The sequence below is a fragment of the Corallococcus sp. M7 genome, from assembly GCF_054512695.1.
Window position 1 is genome coordinate 9,411,426 of record NZ_CM137252.1, and the last position, 16,187, is coordinate 9,427,612.

The window sequence follows — 16,187 nt, forward strand, 5'->3', positions numbered from 1 at the left end:
GACGTCTGGAAATAATTTAAAGGCAAAGCTCAGGGATTGACCTGGGGAGCGTCTGAAGGCCTGCAACTCCAGACACCCTCACCCAGGCAGACATTCCCAGCATGACAGCCCAGCTTCGCCGAATCCTCATCATTGGTCTTGCATTCCTCGCGGGATGCACCGCGCAGGATGCGCCACCGGAAGCGGCAGCCCCGCCTCCGCAATCAATACTCCAACGGCTGGACACGCCCGCGACCCGGGTCCTGGCCGTCCCCAAATGGGTGGGCGTACTGAAGGCCCGCAGCAGGACGAGCGGCCAGTGGACAACGCCCTATGCCTCGCACCAGTGGAAGGGCGACCTAACGTACTCCGCCGCCATCGAAGTCACCATGGTGGAGGCGTCGAACTTCGGGCTCGTCACCATCAATCGAGGCTTCTACAACTTCAGCCGCATCGAGCAGGACATCTTCCAGGGGCAAACGGTCTCGACCCAGGTGGCCCGGTGTTCGGACAGCGCGCCCGCCAGAACGGCTACGATGGAGTTCCCTTCGGACACTGCCTACAAGATGCAGTTGACGCCGTTCGCCGGCATTCCGTGCAAGGGAACCGTGACGACGCAGTACGGGGCCACGAGCGATGTCACGTTCGCGTGGTACCTGATGAGCCCCATCCAGTTCGGCAGCCACTTCGTCTTCGAACTCCCCGCAGTCGACGCACCTCTGCACATCCACGGGACGAAGCACCTTATTACCAGCGACTCCACCGTCCTGGCGAACATTCCGGATCCCATCCCTTACGGCACAACCCCCGTGGAATGGGACATCGAGTGGGATCTCTGGCCAGAGGAAACCGACGTCCGTCTTGTCTTGCAAGCGGAGGACTATAACACCTGGCTTCCCTTGGGAGCCCAGGGTCCCATGCCCAATAGTGTCGCCAGCTCGGGCGAACTCCCTACCGCCGGGAATTCGATTCGCGTGAGAGCCACGATCCTCCCCCTGGTACCCACGGCCCCAGAAGTCGCCAGCGAAATCATGTTCACGCTCGACTCATCAAACCTTGAAGGCATCGCCATGAACATGCCAGTCGAGGGTGCCAATGACAGCCCTCAGGACCTCCAGTTCGAGGAGGCCAAGAATTCAGGCTATATTGTTGAGAACAAGAGCACGCTCAAGACGCCGGAGGGCTTCTCCGGAACCCATGCCGACGCAACGGTTTCCAGCTTCGACTACGGCTCTTATGGCAGCATTCAGGCAGTCGCCAAACTTCCCAATGGCAAGGCCATCAGGTCTGTCGTTCTGGCAAGAGTCTATGATGAGGGAGCAGATCCTGACCTCGCTCTGGACGAACCCTTGCGACTTCCCCGGCGCAGTGCGAACTCGAAAATCGCCAAGGCATGGCTCGAAACAGAAGGAGCATTCAATCTTCCCGACGCTGACGACAGCGAACTCCTCCCGGGAGGCCGTGGCCATCGGACTTCCAGCGAAGGGGGCGACGGATTGACGCTTCACGAAGAGTACCGAGGATTCGTCATCAACGGCGTGCATAAGAGGACTTCCCCCCAGGACGTCGACTACTTCCTCGTCAACACAATCGGCACTCCCTCTGGAATCGTCGCTGGGATCAACCGGTTCACCAGTCTCACTGGACTCAAGGTCCACCAACTCAAGGAAACAGAGGGTAGCCTCTCCAGCCGCCGCATCAATGCGAACCATGGCGAAGTTGCCCACCTCAACAACCAACATTTCGTCATCCTGAAGTGGCTCATCAATGACAATGGCGTTTCCAAGACCCCTGGCGGAGCAAGTACCCCTGCCAACATCGAGTTCGTCGGAATCTCAACCTCCACGCCCACTTCGCCTCCGAACGTGTTTGAGCACACCGTCGCTCATGAACTCGCCCATTCTGTCAACGTGCCCCATCACGGCGAAGGTGGGTTCCTCACGGTCCAATGGACAACGACCGAAGACGGCAGCGGATTCTCAAGCACGTACGAAGAGGTCCTTGATCCACTGACAGGTTACACACCGGGAGACATCGTGGAGATGCTCTATTCCCCCTCGTCATTGACTCAAACCCGCCTTGCCGAAGCAGTCTCCCCAAAGATTCAGCGACTTCATGTTGCGGCCCGCTGTGCGGAGAATGGGACGCAGAGCGTCTTCAGCGGGGCTCACAACTGCCTGATGCGCTACTCAGCGCAGGCGCTGATCCGGCCCAACCCGGCGGGGGAGCGACACATCAGGCACTCCCTGATTGGCCAGTATACTGAGGAGCTTGGGCTGACGTTGTGCTCCACCAGCGACGGGACAGGGTTCAACGGGCTAGGCGAGAATCGCCATGGGGCCGCCGCTTCCGGCAGAGGAGAGTGCATCAAGAAGATTTGTGTCAATGACCGGCACAATCATCCCAAGTGGTTCGGGGGCACGGAGTCCGGCCCTACTTGCACTCGCATGAGGAACACCAGGTAGTTCCTGGCGGATGGACTGACCTCACTTTCGCGTTTCGCCCCCACAGGTGTCTGAAGGCCTGCGGGGGCGGCTTTACGATAAGTTCAGCTCAATGCCTCACGGCACTTGAGACAAACGTCATCACCCTGCCCCACCGCCTCCGAGTAGATCCAGCAGCGCGGGCACTTGCTGCCCTTCGCCAGAAGCACCTCCGCGGACAGGGACGCGCCGTCACCAAAGGCCTGTGAAACCTCCAGCGCCTTCGCTTTCTCAGACGGAGCATTCACCAACTCCACCTGGCTCACGATGAACAGCCCGGGCAGCTCCGCGAGGTGCGCCTCCAGCACCTCCCGCACCGCGCCCGTGGCGCTCAGCACCACGCGGGCCTCCAGCGACGCGCCGATGCGCTTGTCCCGCCGCGCCACCTCCAGCACGCCCTGCACCGCGCTGCGCACCGCGAAGAGCTTCGCGTAGCGCGCCTCCAGCTCCGGCGGCATCGTGGCCTTCACGTCCGCGAAGCCCGCCAGGAACACGCTCTTCGCGCGCTCACCCGGCAAATGCTGCCAGGCCTCCTCCGCCGTGAAGCTCATCACCGGCGCCAGGAGCGGCAGCAGCACCGTGAGCACCTCGTGCAGCACGGTCTGCGCACCCCGCCGCGCGGGGCCGTCCTGCTTCGCCGTGTAGAGCCGGTCCTTCAGGATGTCGAAGTACACGGCCGACAGGTCGTTGGCGCAGAAGTCCACCACCGTCGCGTAGACGAGGTGGAACTCATAGTCCTCGTATGCCTGCCGCACCCGCGCGGCCACCTGCGCCAGCCGTCCTCGCGCCCACTGGTCCAGGGGCAACAGCTTGTCCCCGGCCACCACATCCTTCGCCGGGTCGAAGTCGTGCAGGTTGCCCAGCGCGTACCGCAAGGTGTTGCGGATCTTCCGGTAGCCCTCCGACAGGCCCTTGAGGATGGCATCCGACAGGCGCACGTCGTTGCGGTAGTCGCTCGCCGCCACCCACAGCCGCAGCACCTCCGCGCCGTACTGCTGGATGACCTTGTCCGGCGCCACCGTGTTGCCCCGGCTCTTGGACATCTTCTCGCCCTGGCCATCCACCACGAAGCCGTGCGTCAGGCAGGCCTTGTAGGGCGCCACGTCGCGCGTACCCACCGACACCAGCAGCGAGGAATGGAACCAGCCCCGGTGCTGATCACTCCCCTCCAGGAACAGGTCCGCCGGCACACGCTGCCGCTTCGCCAGCACCGCGGACGCCATGCACGCCGAGTCGAACCACACATCCAGGATGTCCGTCTCGCGGTGGAACTCGCCCTTGCCGCAGCGCGGGCACGTGAAGTCCTGCCCGAGGAACTCCTTCACCGGCGTGCGGTACCACACGCCCGCGCCCTCCTTCTCCACCGCCGCCGCCACCCGCTCCATCACCTCCGGGGACACCACCGCGTCGTCGCACCCGTCGCAATACGCGATGGGAATCGGCACGCCCCAGCTGCGCTGCCGGCTGATGCACCAGTCCGGACGGCCCTCCAGCATGCCCCGGATGCGTGACTGTCCCCACGACGGCACCCACTGCACCTTATCCACCTGCTCCAGCACGACCTGCCGGAACGTCTGCGTGCCGTGGAATGGCGCGTCCATCGGGATGAACCACTGATAGGTCGCCGCCTGGATGACCGGCTGGTGGCAGCGCCAGCAGTGCGGATAGCTGTGCGTGACGGTGTCCGACTTGTCGTTGAGCAGCGCGCCCCGCTGCACCAGCAGGTCCAGCACCACCGGGTTCGCCTCGAACACGCGCCGGCCCGCGAGCACCTCGCCCACCGTATCGTCGTAGCGGCCGTCCGCGCGCACCGGGTTGTAGATGTCCAGGCCGTACTTCAGGCCGACCTCGTAGTCCTCCTGGCCGTGCCCCGGCGCCGTGTGCACCAGCCCCGTGCCCGCGTCCAACGTGACGTGCTCGCCCAGCACCACGCGCCCCTGCCGCTCCAGGAACGGGTGCTGGTACGTCACGTGCTCCAGGTCCTCGCCCGTCGCGTACGCGAGGATGCGGGACGGATCCACCAGCGCCGGGGACGACACCTCACCCGTGGGCAGCTGCACGTGCTTCACGGCCAGCTCGTCCGACTTCACCTCCGCCAGCACCTTCGCCAGCAGGTCCTTCGCCACGCAGAGGACGCGGTCCTCCAGCCGGTAGAAGACGTATTCGAACTCGGCGTTCACCGCGATGGCCAGGTTGGCCGGCAGCGTCCAGGGCGTGGTGGTCCAGATGACGAAGGACACGCGCTGCCCCTTCAGCTGCGGCAGCTTCTCCACCAGCTCCGGCCCCGCGTCGAAGGCCACGTACGCGGACGGCGAGGTGTGCTCCGCGTACTCCACCTCCGCCTCCGCGAGCGCGGTCTGGTCCTGGAGGCACCACGCCACGGGCTTCTTGCGCCGGTACAGCATGCCCCGGCGCGCGAACGCGGCCAGCTCGCGGACCTCCTGCGCCTCGTAGCTGAAGTCGAGCGTCCGGTAGGGCGCGTCCCACGTCCCGAAGACACCCAGCCGCTGGAACTCCGTGCGCTGGATGTCCACAAACTCCAGCGCGTACTCGCGGCAGCGCTCCAGCAGCGCGTCACGCGACAGCGTGCGCTTGTCCAGCTTCTGTTCCTTGAGGCGCTTCTCCACCGCCTGCTCGATGGGCAGACCGTGGGTGTCCCAGCCAGGGATGAAGTCACACGGGCGCCCGGAGAGATTCCGGAACTTCACCACGATGTCCTTCAGCACCTTGTTGAGCGCATGCCCGGCATGCAGGTGGCCGTTGGCGTACGGCGGCCCGTCCGCCAGCACGAAGGGCTCACGGCCCGCGTTCTTCGCGAGCAACTGTGTCCACACGTCCTGCTCCCGCCACCAGGCGAGCAGGCGCGGTTCGAGCTGGCCCAGGTTCCCCTTCATGGGGAACTCCGTGCGCGGCAGGTGGACGGTGGCGTCGAGGTCCTTGCGGGAGGGGGCGTCGCTCATGGCTTGAGCGCCCGTAACACCCTCCCGCCGGTCCTTCAATCACACCCGAATCCTCACTCGTCGTGGTGGTCGTCGCCGTGTTCGTGCGTGTGCGGCTGGGGCGTGTTCTTGCCCTTGCCCTTGGGACACTTCTTGGCGCACTTCGCCTTCGCGGCCTGGAACGCCTTCGTGCACTTGTCCGTGCAGTTCCTGTCCTTGGCGGGGCACTTCCTCACACAGGCCTGCATCGTGGGGCCGGCGTTGATGGAGCACTTCTCGTCGCACGTCTGCGCGAGCGCCTGGGGCGCCACCAGCACCGCGCCCAACGCCATCAGTCCCAGCCAGCCCCGCACCGCGATACGCGTCGTCATGTCGCTCTCGTCTTCCCTTGCCCGCTGGCGTCACTCGCCCGGGCGCATGTCATCGTCCGCCGCCGCGGCCCGGCGCACCAGCCGCACCGCCACCGGGCCGTCCTTGGTGACCGCCACGTTGAGCGAGACCTCTTCCGTGGAGGACTTGAACACGCGGGGTTGGATCTCCTTGAACCCCGCCTTGGTCAGCACCTCGCGGTAGAAGGCCTCCACGTCCGCGGTCGTCCTGCCCGGCACCGAGTAGCTCACCGTATGCGAGCCCTCCGTCTGCGCCGTCAGCACCCCGGAGCCGCCGGGGAAGACAGGCAGTCCGGCCGGCTGCGGAGCCTTCGCCGCGCCCAGGTTCGCCTGCCCCAGGAACACCGTGGTGGTGCCGTCCGGGTTCACCTGGAGGATGGCCGTGTAGGAGATGAAGTTGCGCGTATCGAGCCCCGTCACCATCGGCTCGCGCAGGAGCTGCGGCTGCTTGTACGCCTCCTGCACCGAGAAGCCCCAGGCCTGGAAGCGGTCCACCACGCTCTGCAGGATGACCTGCGCCTTCTCCTTGCTGCGCACCGCGAGCAGCTTCACCGGCACGCCATTGGCGTCCACCTGCCCCGGCACGTCCACGACGCTGACGGTCTTGGGAATGTCCCAGGTGAAGTTGGCCCGCTGCGCCCACGCGGGGGCGGCCCCCACCAGCGCCATCAGCAAGCTCCAGCGCCCGAACAAACGCATCATCCCCGGTTCCTTCCTACTGCCGATGCGAGCGCGCGGCCTTGACGGACTTGCCCGACTTCGGCCCCGTGTCGCCCTCTGGCTTGGGGCAGCGGGCCTTGCACTGGTTGAACTGGGCCTGGAACTTCTGCGCGCAGCGCGCGGAGCAGGTGCGGCTGCTGTCCTTCGCCGACCCCGGGCTGCTCGGCGCCGGGCAGGCGGTGATGCAGGCGTTGAGCGTGTCCCCGTTCTTCGTCGCGCAGTCCGTGTTGCACGAATTGCTGTCCGCGCGCGCGGGAGACGCCATCAGGCACACGCCCAGCACCAATGCCAGCACTCCCCCCGACAGCAGGCTTCGCATCTTCATCTTCAGCAATCCTTTCCAAGGAAACAGCCGTTACGATCCAGATAGCCCAGGCCGTAATGGGGCGTAGTGATGCCAATCAGCGCGCCGGGTGACGTGTTCCACAGGTTGCCCAGGGGCGTGGGCCTGCTGATGAAGGCCTGCATGAATTGGCTCTCCTCACCCGCCGCGCTCATCCAGAAGGTGTTCTCCCGCTGCATCAAGACCAGGGGCGGCAGCGGATTCATGAAGAGGGCATCCATAGCCAGGAAGCTGGCATAGGTCGGGATGGGCAGCGTGGTGGGCTCGTAGACACCCTTCGTGGCCGAGTAGAACGGCCCATTGGTGCACGGTAGCGCCCAGTCCTGGAACAGCAAGCAGGTGGAGGACTCGATCTCGTTCGACAGGCCCCAGTCATCCACGAGCATGGAGAAGCTGCCCCGGCAGGTACCGCCCACCGCGCGGCCAATGCCACACACCTGGATGTTGGCGTGGGTCGGATCCTGGTGCTGCTCCTTGTACAGTCCCGTCTCCGAATTCTGGTCCAGGAACCGGGTGGGGATGTTCCAGGAACTCAGGTTCGCCTGGGACGTGCACGCCGTGCCGCCCTCGTCGCGGTACATCAGCCGGGTCAGCACGGGGCCGTCCCAATCCAGGACCTCCGTTCCGGCGGCAGTTCACACGCAGGTCCGAGCCCCGCGTGAACACCTGCGTGATGGTGTCGCCGCGGTTGACGGATGACAGGCCGTTGAAGTCCGCGTACCGCGCCTGCGCGTCCTCACCCGCCTGCCGCATGGAGTCATGCGCCGAGCCGTAGTCCAGGGGGATGTCGTGCATCTCCCCGTGCGTTCCATTCCACAGCGCGGACACGGCGGCCTCCTGCACCTTCAGCGACAGGAAGCCCACCTCCGCGAAGTGGATGCCGAACACCAGGATGGTGACGAACAGCGTGACGCCGAGGGCCGCCTCGACGATGGACTGGCCCCGTGCCTGCCGGCCGTGACGACGAAGGTGGCGGTGCATCACTGGAACCCCCTGAAGCCCACGCGCCGCAGTTCCTGAATGGTGGCGGCGGAGGAAGGAGAGCTGGAACCCAACGCGTCAATGGCGTCCTGCAGACCCGACTCGTCCGTGTCCACCGGCACCAGCGTGGCGCGCCAGTACGGGTTGAGCAGGTTGGGCGGCTCGCTCCAGTGGGAGATGCCCAGGCTGCGGCCACGGTGGTAGTACGCGATGCCCGTGGACAGCGCCGTCTGGACGCCCAGCGGAGTGACGCCGTCCGCCATGGTGGCGCTGGTGTTGTCGAACTTGCCCGCGTTCGGGTTCGGATTGGCCGCCTTGAAGCGGAAGCGGAACGCCAGGTTCCACGGGTCCTGCGCCGAGGCGGGCATGCTGCTGCGGTCGCGCTGGATGACCGCGAAGTTCTTCGGCTGCCCGAAGTTGTTGTCCGCGCCGTTGGGCCACAGCTCCGTCAGGTTGTAGTCCAGGAACGGCGGCCAGATGCCCGGACAACTGGACGGGCCGCCCAGGCACGGCGCCAGCATGTGCCGCGCGAAGGGCGCCGGGTCCGTGCCGCCAAACCACATATGCGTGGGCGTGGGCATGACGCCACCGGAGGCCGCGAACAGGGCAAGGGTCGGGACCGTGCCTCCCACCATCACCGGGCACGGCGGCCCACCGCCATGCGCGATGTGGTTGTAGATGAAGGCCACCAGGCCCTCGTCCTCGGCCGTGACGGCGGGAGCGTAGGGGGGGAAGAGCCCGTACTGGAGGATCGGCTTGCCGAAATGGGACGTGCCGGCGGCCAACGGGAGCGTGACGATGTCCGGCGGCATGATGACGAAGGCCAGGTTCGCCTCGTGCGCGATGTACTGCTCGAGCATGCGCGACGTGACGAAGGTGAAGCCGCGGCTGCCCATGGCCGCATCCACGCTGTGGGCTACCGTCAGCGGCAGCGGATCACAGACCGCGCCTCCGCCCACGCACACTGCGTTGTCCGACAGCTCCTTCTTGGAGATGTTGCCCGCGGATGGCGCCCGCCACCCCGCGTCGTGAGGATTCTGTCCCGCCACCAGGTCTCCCAGGATGTCGTTGGCGAAGCCCTGGTCGTTCACCTTGTCCTTGAGGCTCCTGAAGTCCGCATACGAAGACGCGTACAGCGCGCCCGCCGCTACCTGGTGCAGGCGCATCTGCAGGCCCACCATCGGATCCAACGCCTGGAACACCGCCTCCACGCGCAGGTCCTCCATCTGCAGCTTCCCCATCAGCAGGTTCAGGTCGCCCACCCCGCGCAGGCCGCACTGGCACATGCGCGCGCAGAAGCCGTTGGACCAGGCGCAGGGGCAGCCCGCGGCGGCGAACGCCTGGTAGACGGGCACCCACGTCGCGTAGCCGACCTTCGCCGCGTTCAATTCGCCGCGGTAGAGGCTCGCCCAGTTCAGGAGGCTGGCCGCGCCCGCGTTCGCCACCATGTGGGCGATCTCCGCGCGGTTGCTGACGGCGATGGTGTTGAACGTGCGCGCCGTGGCCACCGCGTTGGAGTACGCGGCCGCGTCCGCCACCGTCTGCACCTCGATGCGCTCGCGCACCTTCATGGTGAACGACAGCGTGAGGGCCACCATCAGCATGAGCAGCAGCATGCTGAGGACGAACAGCACCAGGGTCTGACCGCGCTGGGGGGAGGAGCGCTTCATCGTTTTCACCGGGGACAGGCCATGGTGGCGAAGAAACGCGACTTCACGGGCGTCATCATTCGCATGGTGAACGTGGTGATGATGGGGAAGACGTACTGCCGGTTGAGCACGCGGTCCGCCAGCTCCGCGCCCAGCTCACCGTCCAGCACGTGCGACGTCGTCACGTCGCTGCCGTTCCAGTTGGCGTTGCGCTCGGGGACGATCAGCGGGTTCGCGTCCGTGTAGGAACGCAGGCTGAAGTGCGCCAGGAACATGCGCGACATCACCCAGTTGGCGAACGGGATGCGCAGCGGGTACCAGAACACCAGCTGCACCTCCAGCCGCCGCAGGTGCCCCGGCCGGTCGAAGTCGCTGTCCTCCGGGCTGTCCACGCCTCCGCCCGCCAGGTCCCGCTGGATCCACACGATGCTGCGGTTGTGGACGCCGTCCAGGCCGGGGACCGCACCGCCGGAGCCCGCGTAGCGGTTGTTCATCCGCGCCGCGAACGCCTCCGCCAACAGCCGGGGCGCGTCCGAACCCGCGCCTCGGCCCAGGGGGCCATTGAGCGAACCCGTCCCCTGCCCCATGAACGAGTGGAAGGTCGGAATCAGCGCCAGGATGGCCGCGTGGGTCATCCGCTCGCAGTCCCCGTGCGCCACGCTGCCCGCGCGCGTCGCGCGGAAGGCCGCGTAGTGCGTCATCACCCGCGCCTGCATCATCAGGAAGAGCTGCAACGCGCCGAGGATGAGGAACGTCACCAGTGGCAGCGACAGCGCGGCCTCCACCAGGGCCTGGCCGGATTCGCCTGCTTCACGGGGGGATCGTGCGCTCATACGGAGGCGTATCCTGCGGGACGGGGGAATCTCGCAGTATCCGTCAAGTGACCGCCGACACACTGCGTCGGTGTCTGAAAGGGGGGCCGGGATTGTCGCAGAGGACGGGCCCGGTGAAAACTTCCTGGGGATGCAACACCCTCAGTGAAACCGTGTCACGGCGCTGTTTCAGCGCGGTTTCAGCCCCTTGGCGTCGAGCTGATACTTCTTCACCAGCCGCTCGATGGACTTGCGGTGCAGACCGCTCTCCCGGGCGGCGCGGGACAGGTTGCCCTCGCAGCGGGTGAGGACGCTGGTGACGTACTCGCGCTCGAAGTTCTCCAGGAGCTGCTCCTTGGCGTCCTTGAAGGCCAGGTGCTCGTTGAAGGGCAGCGGCCCCTCGCGGGCCTGGCCCCGGACGCGCGGGGGCAGGTGGGAGGGCAATATCTCCTCGCCCTCGGAGAAGGTCAGCACGTGGGAGAGCACGTTCATCAGCTCGCGCACGTTGCCGGGCCAGGCGTAGGCCATGAGCAGCCCCAGGGCCTCCGCGGAGAAGCGCTTGCGGCCGTGCTTCTCCACCACCTCCGGCTCCGCCAGCGCCTGCTTGAGGATGAGCGGGATGTCGTCCCGGCGCTGACGCAGGGGCGGCAACTGGATGTGGATGACGGACAGGCGGAAGTAGAGGTCCTCGCGGAAGTTGCCCGCGGCGATCTCCTTCACCAGGTCGCGGTGGGTGGCGGCGATGACCCGGCAGTCCACTTCAATGACGTCGTTGCCGCCCACCCGGCGCACCTCGCGGTTCTCCAGCACGCGCAGCAGCTTGGGCTGGAGGTCCAGGCGCAGCTCGCCCAGCTCGTCCAGGAAGATGGTGCCCCCTTGCGCGCGCTCGAAGGCGCCGGGGCGGCTGGAGGTGGCGCCGGTGAAGGCGCCCTTCTCATGGCCGAACAGCTCGCTTTCAATGAGGTTGGGCGGGATGGCGCCGCAGTCCAGCACCACCATGGGGCCCTTCTTGCGGCCGGACAGCTCATGGATGGCGCTGGAGACCAGCTCCTTCCCGGTGCCCGTCTCTCCCTGGATGATGACGGACACGTCCATGGGCGCGATGCGCTTGATGAGCCCGAACACCTGCCGCATCTTCACGCTCTGGCCCACCATGCCGCACAGCTCGCCCTCGCGGTCGGGCTCCACCGCCACCTCTTCATCCATGGGGGCGAAGGTGATGACGGAGGAGCCGGCGCGGATCTGCGAGCCCGGGGACAGGTAGGCCCGCTCAATCCGGCGGCCGTCCAGGAAGGTGCCGTTGGTGGAGTTGAGGTCCACCAGCAGGTGGCCGCGCTCGGTGTACTGCACCTCGAAGTGGTGGCGGCTGGCGGTGCGGTCCTCCACCAGCACCAGGTCGTTGCCCGGGTGGGCCCCGCAGCGCAGCCGCTCCTTGTCGCTGACCATGGAGCGCCCGGTGTCCGGCCCGGACGTCACCACGAGCCGGCACTTGTGCAGCTTCACGCTGGCGCGCGGATCCACCACCAGGGTCTCCCCCAGCAGGGGGGACTGGGAGGACAGCTCGAGGCCGACGTCTCCGGGATTGGTGTGGATGTCGTCGGGATGCGGGTTGGGTGCGGTCATCAGTGAACGCGAGGATAGCAAAGGGTGCCCACGCACCGTGCCTCCACGCCCGTGCGTGCTAGTGTCCCGCGCCCCGCATGCCCCCCCGAAAAGCCAAGCCGAAGAAGGCGCCCGTCCCGCCTGGCGCACAGGCACCCGAGCGCGGTGACGCACCGCGACCCAAGCGGCCCCGCGCGAAGAAGACCGTGGCCATCTTGTCCCGCAAGCGCTCGCTGTACTCGACGCGCCGGCTGGTGGAGGCCATCAAGGCCCGGGGGCACCGGGCGCTCGTGTTCGACACGCTGCGCTGCTGCCTGCTCTTGGCGCGCGGCCAGCCGCGCATGACCTACCGCGGCGCGGAGGTGAAGGGCGTGGACGTGGTGATTCCGCGCATCGGCGCGTCCATCACCGCGTACGGCCTGGCGGTGGTGAACCACTTCGAGATGATGGACGTGCCCGTCCTCAACCCGCCCACGGCCATCGCGCGAAGCCGCGACAAGCTGCGCGCGCTCCAGTTCCTCGCCCGCGCGGGGCTGGACATGCCCAGGACGGTGATGGCGCACGACCGCGGCAACGTGCGCAAGCTGGTGCAGGAGGTGGGCGGGCTGCCCGTCATCATCAAGCTGATCAAGGGCACCCAGGGCGTGGGCGTGATGATTGCCCACACGCTGCCGGAGGTGCAGACCATCCTCGACACCTTCTGGGACCTGGGCCAGGAGATCGTCCTCCAGGAGTTCGTCGCGGAGAGCGAGGGCCGCGACGTGCGCGCGCTGGTGGTGGGCGACACCGTGGTGGGCGCCATGCGCCGCAAGGCGAAGAAGGGCGAGTTCCGCTCCAACATCCACCGCGGCGGCGAGGGCCGCGCCATCACCCTGCCCCCGGACTACGTGGAGGCCGCGGTGAAGGCGGCGCGCATCATCGGCCTGGAGGTCGCGGGCGTGGACATGCTGGAGGGCCGCGAGGGCCCGCGCCTGATGGAGATCAACTCCAGCCCCGGCTTCGAGGGACTGGAGGGCGCCACCGGCAAGGACATCGCGGGACACATCGTGGAGCACGCGTTGGTGTACGCGGGGACCCGGGCCAGCGCGTTGCGCACACGGGCGGGCCGCGCTTCCTGAACGAGATGTGGTGTTGGAAGCAGGCGCGCGAGCAGCACCTGCGTGCCTGCCCGCCTGCTTCGTGGCGTGCGTGCGGGACTTCACGGTGCGCACGGTGCCTTGGATGCTCCTCAGGAATACGGGAATGCCTTCGGGCGTGGATTGTCCGTGGGTGTTGGCAGCGGCCGGGATGCGCCTCTAATCTGGCGACCCCCGATGAAAACGCTGCACAAGCCGCTGCAGATCACCGTCTACCAGGATGTGCTTTGTGCCTGGTGCTACCTCGCCGACCAACGGTTGGAGGTGCTTCGCCAGGAGTTTGGCGACGCCGTCCGCTGGAGCGTGCGTCCCTACCCCTTGCGTCTGCACGACGTCCTGCCCACGGAGCGCGAAGTGCGCGGGCTGGTGGAAGAGGTGAAGCGCGCGCAGCGCGAACCCGACCCCACCGCCTCGCTGCTCTCCACGGACCTGTGGCTGGGCGGTGATCCGCCGCGCTCCAGCGTACCGGCGTTGGCGGCACTGGAAGCGGCGCGATTGCAGGGGCCGCAGGCGCGGGCCTTCCTCGCGCGGTCCATGCAGCGCGCCGCGCTGGAGCAGGGCGTCAACGTGTCGCGCTCGGATGTGGTGTTCGAGCTGGCGTCGCGCGTGGGCCTGTCCATGAACCAGTTCTCCGCGGCCTTCCGTTCGGAAGAGACGCGCCGGCTCATCTACGACGAGCACCGGCTGGCCGGCAGCCGCGGCGTGCGCGGCGTGCCCACGCTGGTGATTGGCGGCCGCTGGATGCTGTGCGGCCTGCGCGAACTGTCCGAGTACCGCGAGCACATCCTCGCGTGCCTGGGCAAGGTCGCCGTGCCCCGCTCGGGCTCCTCCGAGCGGCTGGTGCACTGAAGTCCCGTCGCGCGCCTTCGCTTCCGTTTCGCGAAGGCGCGCCTCCCTCCCCGCGGGACTTCAGCCCGGGAAGGACTCCGAGGCGTCGTCACTGCTCGGAGCGCGCAGGGCCAGGAACATCCCCGCGATGAGCAACTGGGCCAGCGCCATGCCGGGGATGAAGCCCACGCAGCACGCGAAGACTCCCGCCACCATGACGGCTCCTCCCGCGAACCCCACGCCCAGGATGCCCAGGCGCTGACCGCGCGCGGCCTCCCAGGCGCGGCGCAGCACCTCCAGGGGCGAGGGCGGCGCGTCGTCGTACGCGAGCTCCGGCTGGACCAGGTACAGCGGCAGCAGCAGGTACATGAGGGGCCCCACCAGCACCGCGAACGCCAGCCCCATCACGCCCAGGACGGGGGCCACCGCGTTCCAGACCTGCTGCGGCGAGGCATCCGTGTTCAGGGCGGAGCCCGTCTCCACGCCCAGGCCCACGGCCGCGAGGACGCCCAGGAGGATGAGGATGAACAGCGGCACGAAGAGGATGACGAAGAGCAGGAGCATCGTCAGCGTGTAGGGCACCGCCTTGTGCATCTGGCTGAAGAGGCGCCCCACGTCCGCGCGGCCTCCGTGCAGCACGTCGAAGCACACGCGCAACAGGCCCAGCTGCACCAATCCCTGCACCAGTTGCTGCGCCACGAGCCCCACCACGCTCAGCACCACGGCGATGACGGCGCTGTCCACCGCCGCGCCAATGCCCGTGGCCACGTTGATCAACAGCTGCGCGCCGAAGCTCACGCCGATGTAGACCAGCACCGCGAGCGACAGCATGCCCCACTCGCGCTGGAACGCCGCCCAGCACACGTCCCACAGCTTGTTGAAGGTCCACGTCTCCCGGTTCAGCGGGAACGTGGCGCCGGAGCGCTCCCGGCACGTGGGGCAGCGCGGCGACGCGCCGTCCTGGCTGCACGTGTCGCACGTGAAGTTGCCACAGCGGGCGCAGGTGCCCGTGGCCTCCCGCCCCGGGTGCAGCGCGCAGGACGCCCCCATCGCGCGTCCGAAATCCACATCCGACATCCGCATGCCTCCCAAGACGCGGCGCCCCAGGGCCGCGACCCGGGTGTCATATCAGGCGGGCCCCTCCCCTTCCCGGCGGGCAGGCCTTCGGGGTGAATTTCCGGGGCGGCCGGCCGTCATGGGGGGCAGAGGTTGCGAAGTGGGACGCTTTGAGGGTCCACTTCCGCGACAGGAGACTCTTCATGAACCGCTTGCTCGCCCTGGTCGTCCCCGTGGCCCTGCTGATGGGGACGGGCTGTGTCGTCGAGGCCCACTCGCACCGCCCCGTCCGCCGCGTGGCCTACGTCGCCCCCGCGCCCGTGGCGGAGTATCGGTTCGCCGGCGCGCACCCCGTCCCCGACGACTACGGCGGCGGCTGGTGCCCGGAGGACTACGCCCACGTCCACGACTACCAGCCGCCCATGACGTCCTACGTCTACACGGACGACGTCTACTACTACCGGGGCCCGACGGTGGTCTGGTACTGGGACTACCACCCCACCCTGAGCGGCGGGTACTGCAACTTCCACGGCCGCCACCAGCACGACTACTACCCACGCGGCTCGTGGGGCGCGGGCTACACCTACGACCGCGGCAGCCGGGGCTACCGCTGGAGCAACAGCCACTCGGCCTCCGCGGTCCCTGGCGGCCGCAACAACATGGCCCCCTCGCGGCCCGCGCCCGCTCCGGCCCCCGTCAACCAGGGCCGCAACCCGCCTCCCGGCGGCAACGGCACCGGCGCCCGGCCTCCCAGCGGCTCCGGCTGGGGCCGCGGCAACAACGTCGCGCCCTCCAACAACTCGCGGGACAACGACCGGGACAATGACCGCAGCAGCGGCGGCTGGGACACCCCGGCCAGCAAGAGCCGCGACGACGACAAGGACAACAACCGCGGCAACAGCAACAGCGGGAACAGCGGCCGGAGCAGCGGCGGCTGGAGCAGCCCTCCCAGTGGCAACAGCGGCGGCGGCAGCAGCGGTGGCCGGAGCAACAGCGGTAACAGTGGGAGCAGCAGCGGCAACAGCGGCGGCGGCTGGAACACCGGCAAGAGCTCCGGCTCCTCTGGCAGGAGCTCTGGCTCCTCCGGCAGGGGCGGCGGGTCGGGCTGGTAGCCGCTCCGCTTCCTCTTCCCTGGCGTGACCCGCGGCACCGGGCGACCGTCTTTCCGTTTCCAGCGGAAGGCAGGCTCCCGGTGCCGACGTGTTTTCAACACCCGGAGGGCCCGGTGTCCGGGGCGTCCAGCCCGCGAGCGCGGCCGTGCGTCGTGAAG

Annotated in this window: 13 protein-coding genes; 4 read left to right on the forward strand and 9 right to left on the reverse strand. The window is 67.7% G+C overall.

Annotated elements, in window-relative coordinates; genetic code table 11:
- The first annotated feature begins 101 nt into the window (after positions 1 to 101).
- Positions 102 to 2,444, forward strand: coding sequence for a hypothetical protein (locus ACX114_RS37925; RefSeq protein WP_459292615.1), 2,343 nt, complete (start codon positions 102 to 104; stop codon positions 2,442 to 2,444).
- A gap of 83 nt (positions 2,445 to 2,527) precedes the next feature.
- On the opposite strand, the gene ileS is transcribed toward ACX114_RS37925, so the two are convergent.
- From ileS to ACX114_RS37965, 8 genes are all read right to left on the reverse strand, one after another.
- Positions 2,528 to 5,422 carry an isoleucine--tRNA ligase gene (ileS, locus tag ACX114_RS37930; protein WP_459292618.1) on the reverse strand — a complete coding sequence of 965 codons (2,895 nt, stop codon included), beginning with the start codon at positions 5,420 to 5,422 and terminating at the stop codon, positions 2,528 to 2,530.
- A 53-nt stretch (positions 5,423 to 5,475) separates the two neighbouring features.
- A complete protein-coding gene (locus ACX114_RS37935; protein ID WP_459292620.1) occupies positions 5,476 to 5,772 on the reverse strand; it encodes a hypothetical protein in 297 nt (98 codons plus the stop codon).
- 30 nt (positions 5,773 to 5,802) lie between these two features.
- Positions 5,803 to 6,492: a hypothetical protein gene (locus tag ACX114_RS37940; protein ID WP_459292622.1), complete on the reverse strand. Its 690-nt coding sequence runs from the start codon at positions 6,490 to 6,492 to the stop codon at positions 5,803 to 5,805.
- A gap of 13 nt (positions 6,493 to 6,505) precedes the next feature.
- Entirely contained in the window at positions 6,506 to 6,835 is a 330-nt protein-coding gene (locus tag ACX114_RS37945; RefSeq protein ID WP_459292624.1) for a hypothetical protein, read from the reverse strand.
- A gap of 2 nt (positions 6,836 to 6,837) precedes the next feature.
- On the reverse strand, positions 6,838 to 7,449 hold the full coding sequence (locus ACX114_RS37950; RefSeq protein ID WP_459292626.1) for a hypothetical protein: 612 nt from the start codon (positions 7,447 to 7,449) through the stop codon (positions 6,838 to 6,840).
- Between the two features lie 384 nt (positions 7,450 to 7,833).
- Positions 7,834 to 9,504, reverse strand: a complete 1,671-nt coding sequence (locus ACX114_RS37955; protein ID WP_459292628.1) for a pilus assembly protein TadG-related protein — start codon at positions 9,502 to 9,504, stop codon at positions 7,834 to 7,836.
- 5 nt (positions 9,505 to 9,509) lie between these two features.
- Positions 9,510 to 10,316, reverse strand: a complete 807-nt coding sequence (locus tag ACX114_RS37960; RefSeq protein ID WP_459292630.1) for a TadE/TadG family type IV pilus assembly protein — start codon at positions 10,314 to 10,316, stop codon at positions 9,510 to 9,512.
- Positions 10,317 to 10,484: 168 nt separating this feature from the next.
- Positions 10,485 to 11,918: a sigma 54-interacting transcriptional regulator gene (locus tag ACX114_RS37965; protein ID WP_459292632.1), complete on the reverse strand. Its 1,434-nt coding sequence runs from the start codon at positions 11,916 to 11,918 to the stop codon at positions 10,485 to 10,487.
- A gap of 77 nt (positions 11,919 to 11,995) precedes the next feature.
- On the opposite strand from ACX114_RS37965, the gene ACX114_RS37970 reads away from it, so the two are divergent.
- On the forward strand, positions 11,996 to 13,015 hold the full coding sequence (locus tag ACX114_RS37970) for an ATP-grasp domain-containing protein (protein ID WP_459292634.1): 1,020 nt from the start codon (positions 11,996 to 11,998) through the stop codon (positions 13,013 to 13,015).
- Between the two features lie 195 nt (positions 13,016 to 13,210).
- Complete coding sequence (locus ACX114_RS37975; protein ID WP_223744633.1) at positions 13,211 to 13,882, forward strand: DsbA family oxidoreductase; 672 nt, start codon at positions 13,211 to 13,213, stop codon at positions 13,880 to 13,882.
- 60 nt (positions 13,883 to 13,942) lie between these two features.
- Here ACX114_RS37975 and ACX114_RS37980 read toward each other — a convergent pair whose 3' ends face one another.
- The gene (locus ACX114_RS37980; RefSeq protein ID WP_459292636.1) at positions 13,943 to 14,938 is read right to left on the reverse strand and encodes a hypothetical protein; all 996 of its coding nucleotides are present in this window, start codon (positions 14,936 to 14,938) and stop codon (positions 13,943 to 13,945) included.
- Positions 14,939 to 15,120: 182 nt separating this feature from the next.
- Here ACX114_RS37980 and ACX114_RS37985 point away from each other — a divergent pair, with 182 nt between their 5' ends.
- Entirely contained in the window at positions 15,121 to 16,029 is a 909-nt protein-coding gene (locus tag ACX114_RS37985) for a hypothetical protein (protein ID WP_459292638.1), read from the forward strand.
- Positions 16,030 to 16,187 lie beyond the last annotated feature (158 nt).

Excerpts from the sequence above, each read along its gene's own strand:
- ACX114_RS37945 (WP_459292624.1), bottom strand. The coding sequence starts at position 6,835 with ATGAAGATGCGAAGCCTGCTGTCGGGGGGAGTGCTGGCATTGGTGCTG.
- ACX114_RS37940 (WP_459292622.1), bottom strand. The coding sequence starts at position 6,492 with ATGATGCGTTTGTTCGGGCGCTGGAGCTTGCTGATGGCGCTGGTGGGG.
- ACX114_RS37935 (WP_459292620.1), bottom strand. The coding sequence starts at position 5,772 with ATGACGACGCGTATCGCGGTGCGGGGCTGGCTGGGACTGATGGCGTTG.
- ACX114_RS37985 (WP_459292638.1), top strand. The coding sequence starts at position 15,121 with ATGAACCGCTTGCTCGCCCTGGTCGTCCCCGTGGCCCTGCTGATGGGG.
- ACX114_RS37965 (WP_459292632.1), bottom strand. The coding sequence starts at position 11,918 with ATGACCGCACCCAACCCGCATCCCGACGACATCCACACCAATCCCGGA.
- ACX114_RS37975 (WP_223744633.1), top strand. The coding sequence starts at position 13,211 with ATGAAAACGCTGCACAAGCCGCTGCAGATCACCGTCTACCAGGATGTG.
- ACX114_RS37970 (WP_459292634.1), top strand. The coding sequence starts at position 11,996 with ATGCCCCCCCGAAAAGCCAAGCCGAAGAAGGCGCCCGTCCCGCCTGGC.
- ileS (WP_459292618.1), bottom strand. The coding sequence starts at position 5,422 with ATGAGCGACGCCCCCTCCCGCAAGGACCTCGACGCCACCGTCCACCTG.
- ACX114_RS37960 (WP_459292630.1), bottom strand. The coding sequence starts at position 10,316 with ATGAGCGCACGATCCCCCCGTGAAGCAGGCGAATCCGGCCAGGCCCTG.
- ACX114_RS37955 (WP_459292628.1), bottom strand. The coding sequence starts at position 9,504 with ATGAAGCGCTCCTCCCCCCAGCGCGGTCAGACCCTGGTGCTGTTCGTC.
- ACX114_RS37980 (WP_459292636.1), bottom strand. The coding sequence starts at position 14,938 with ATGTCGGATGTGGATTTCGGACGCGCGATGGGGGCGTCCTGCGCGCTG.
- ACX114_RS37925 (WP_459292615.1), top strand. The coding sequence starts at position 102 with ATGACAGCCCAGCTTCGCCGAATCCTCATCATTGGTCTTGCATTCCTC.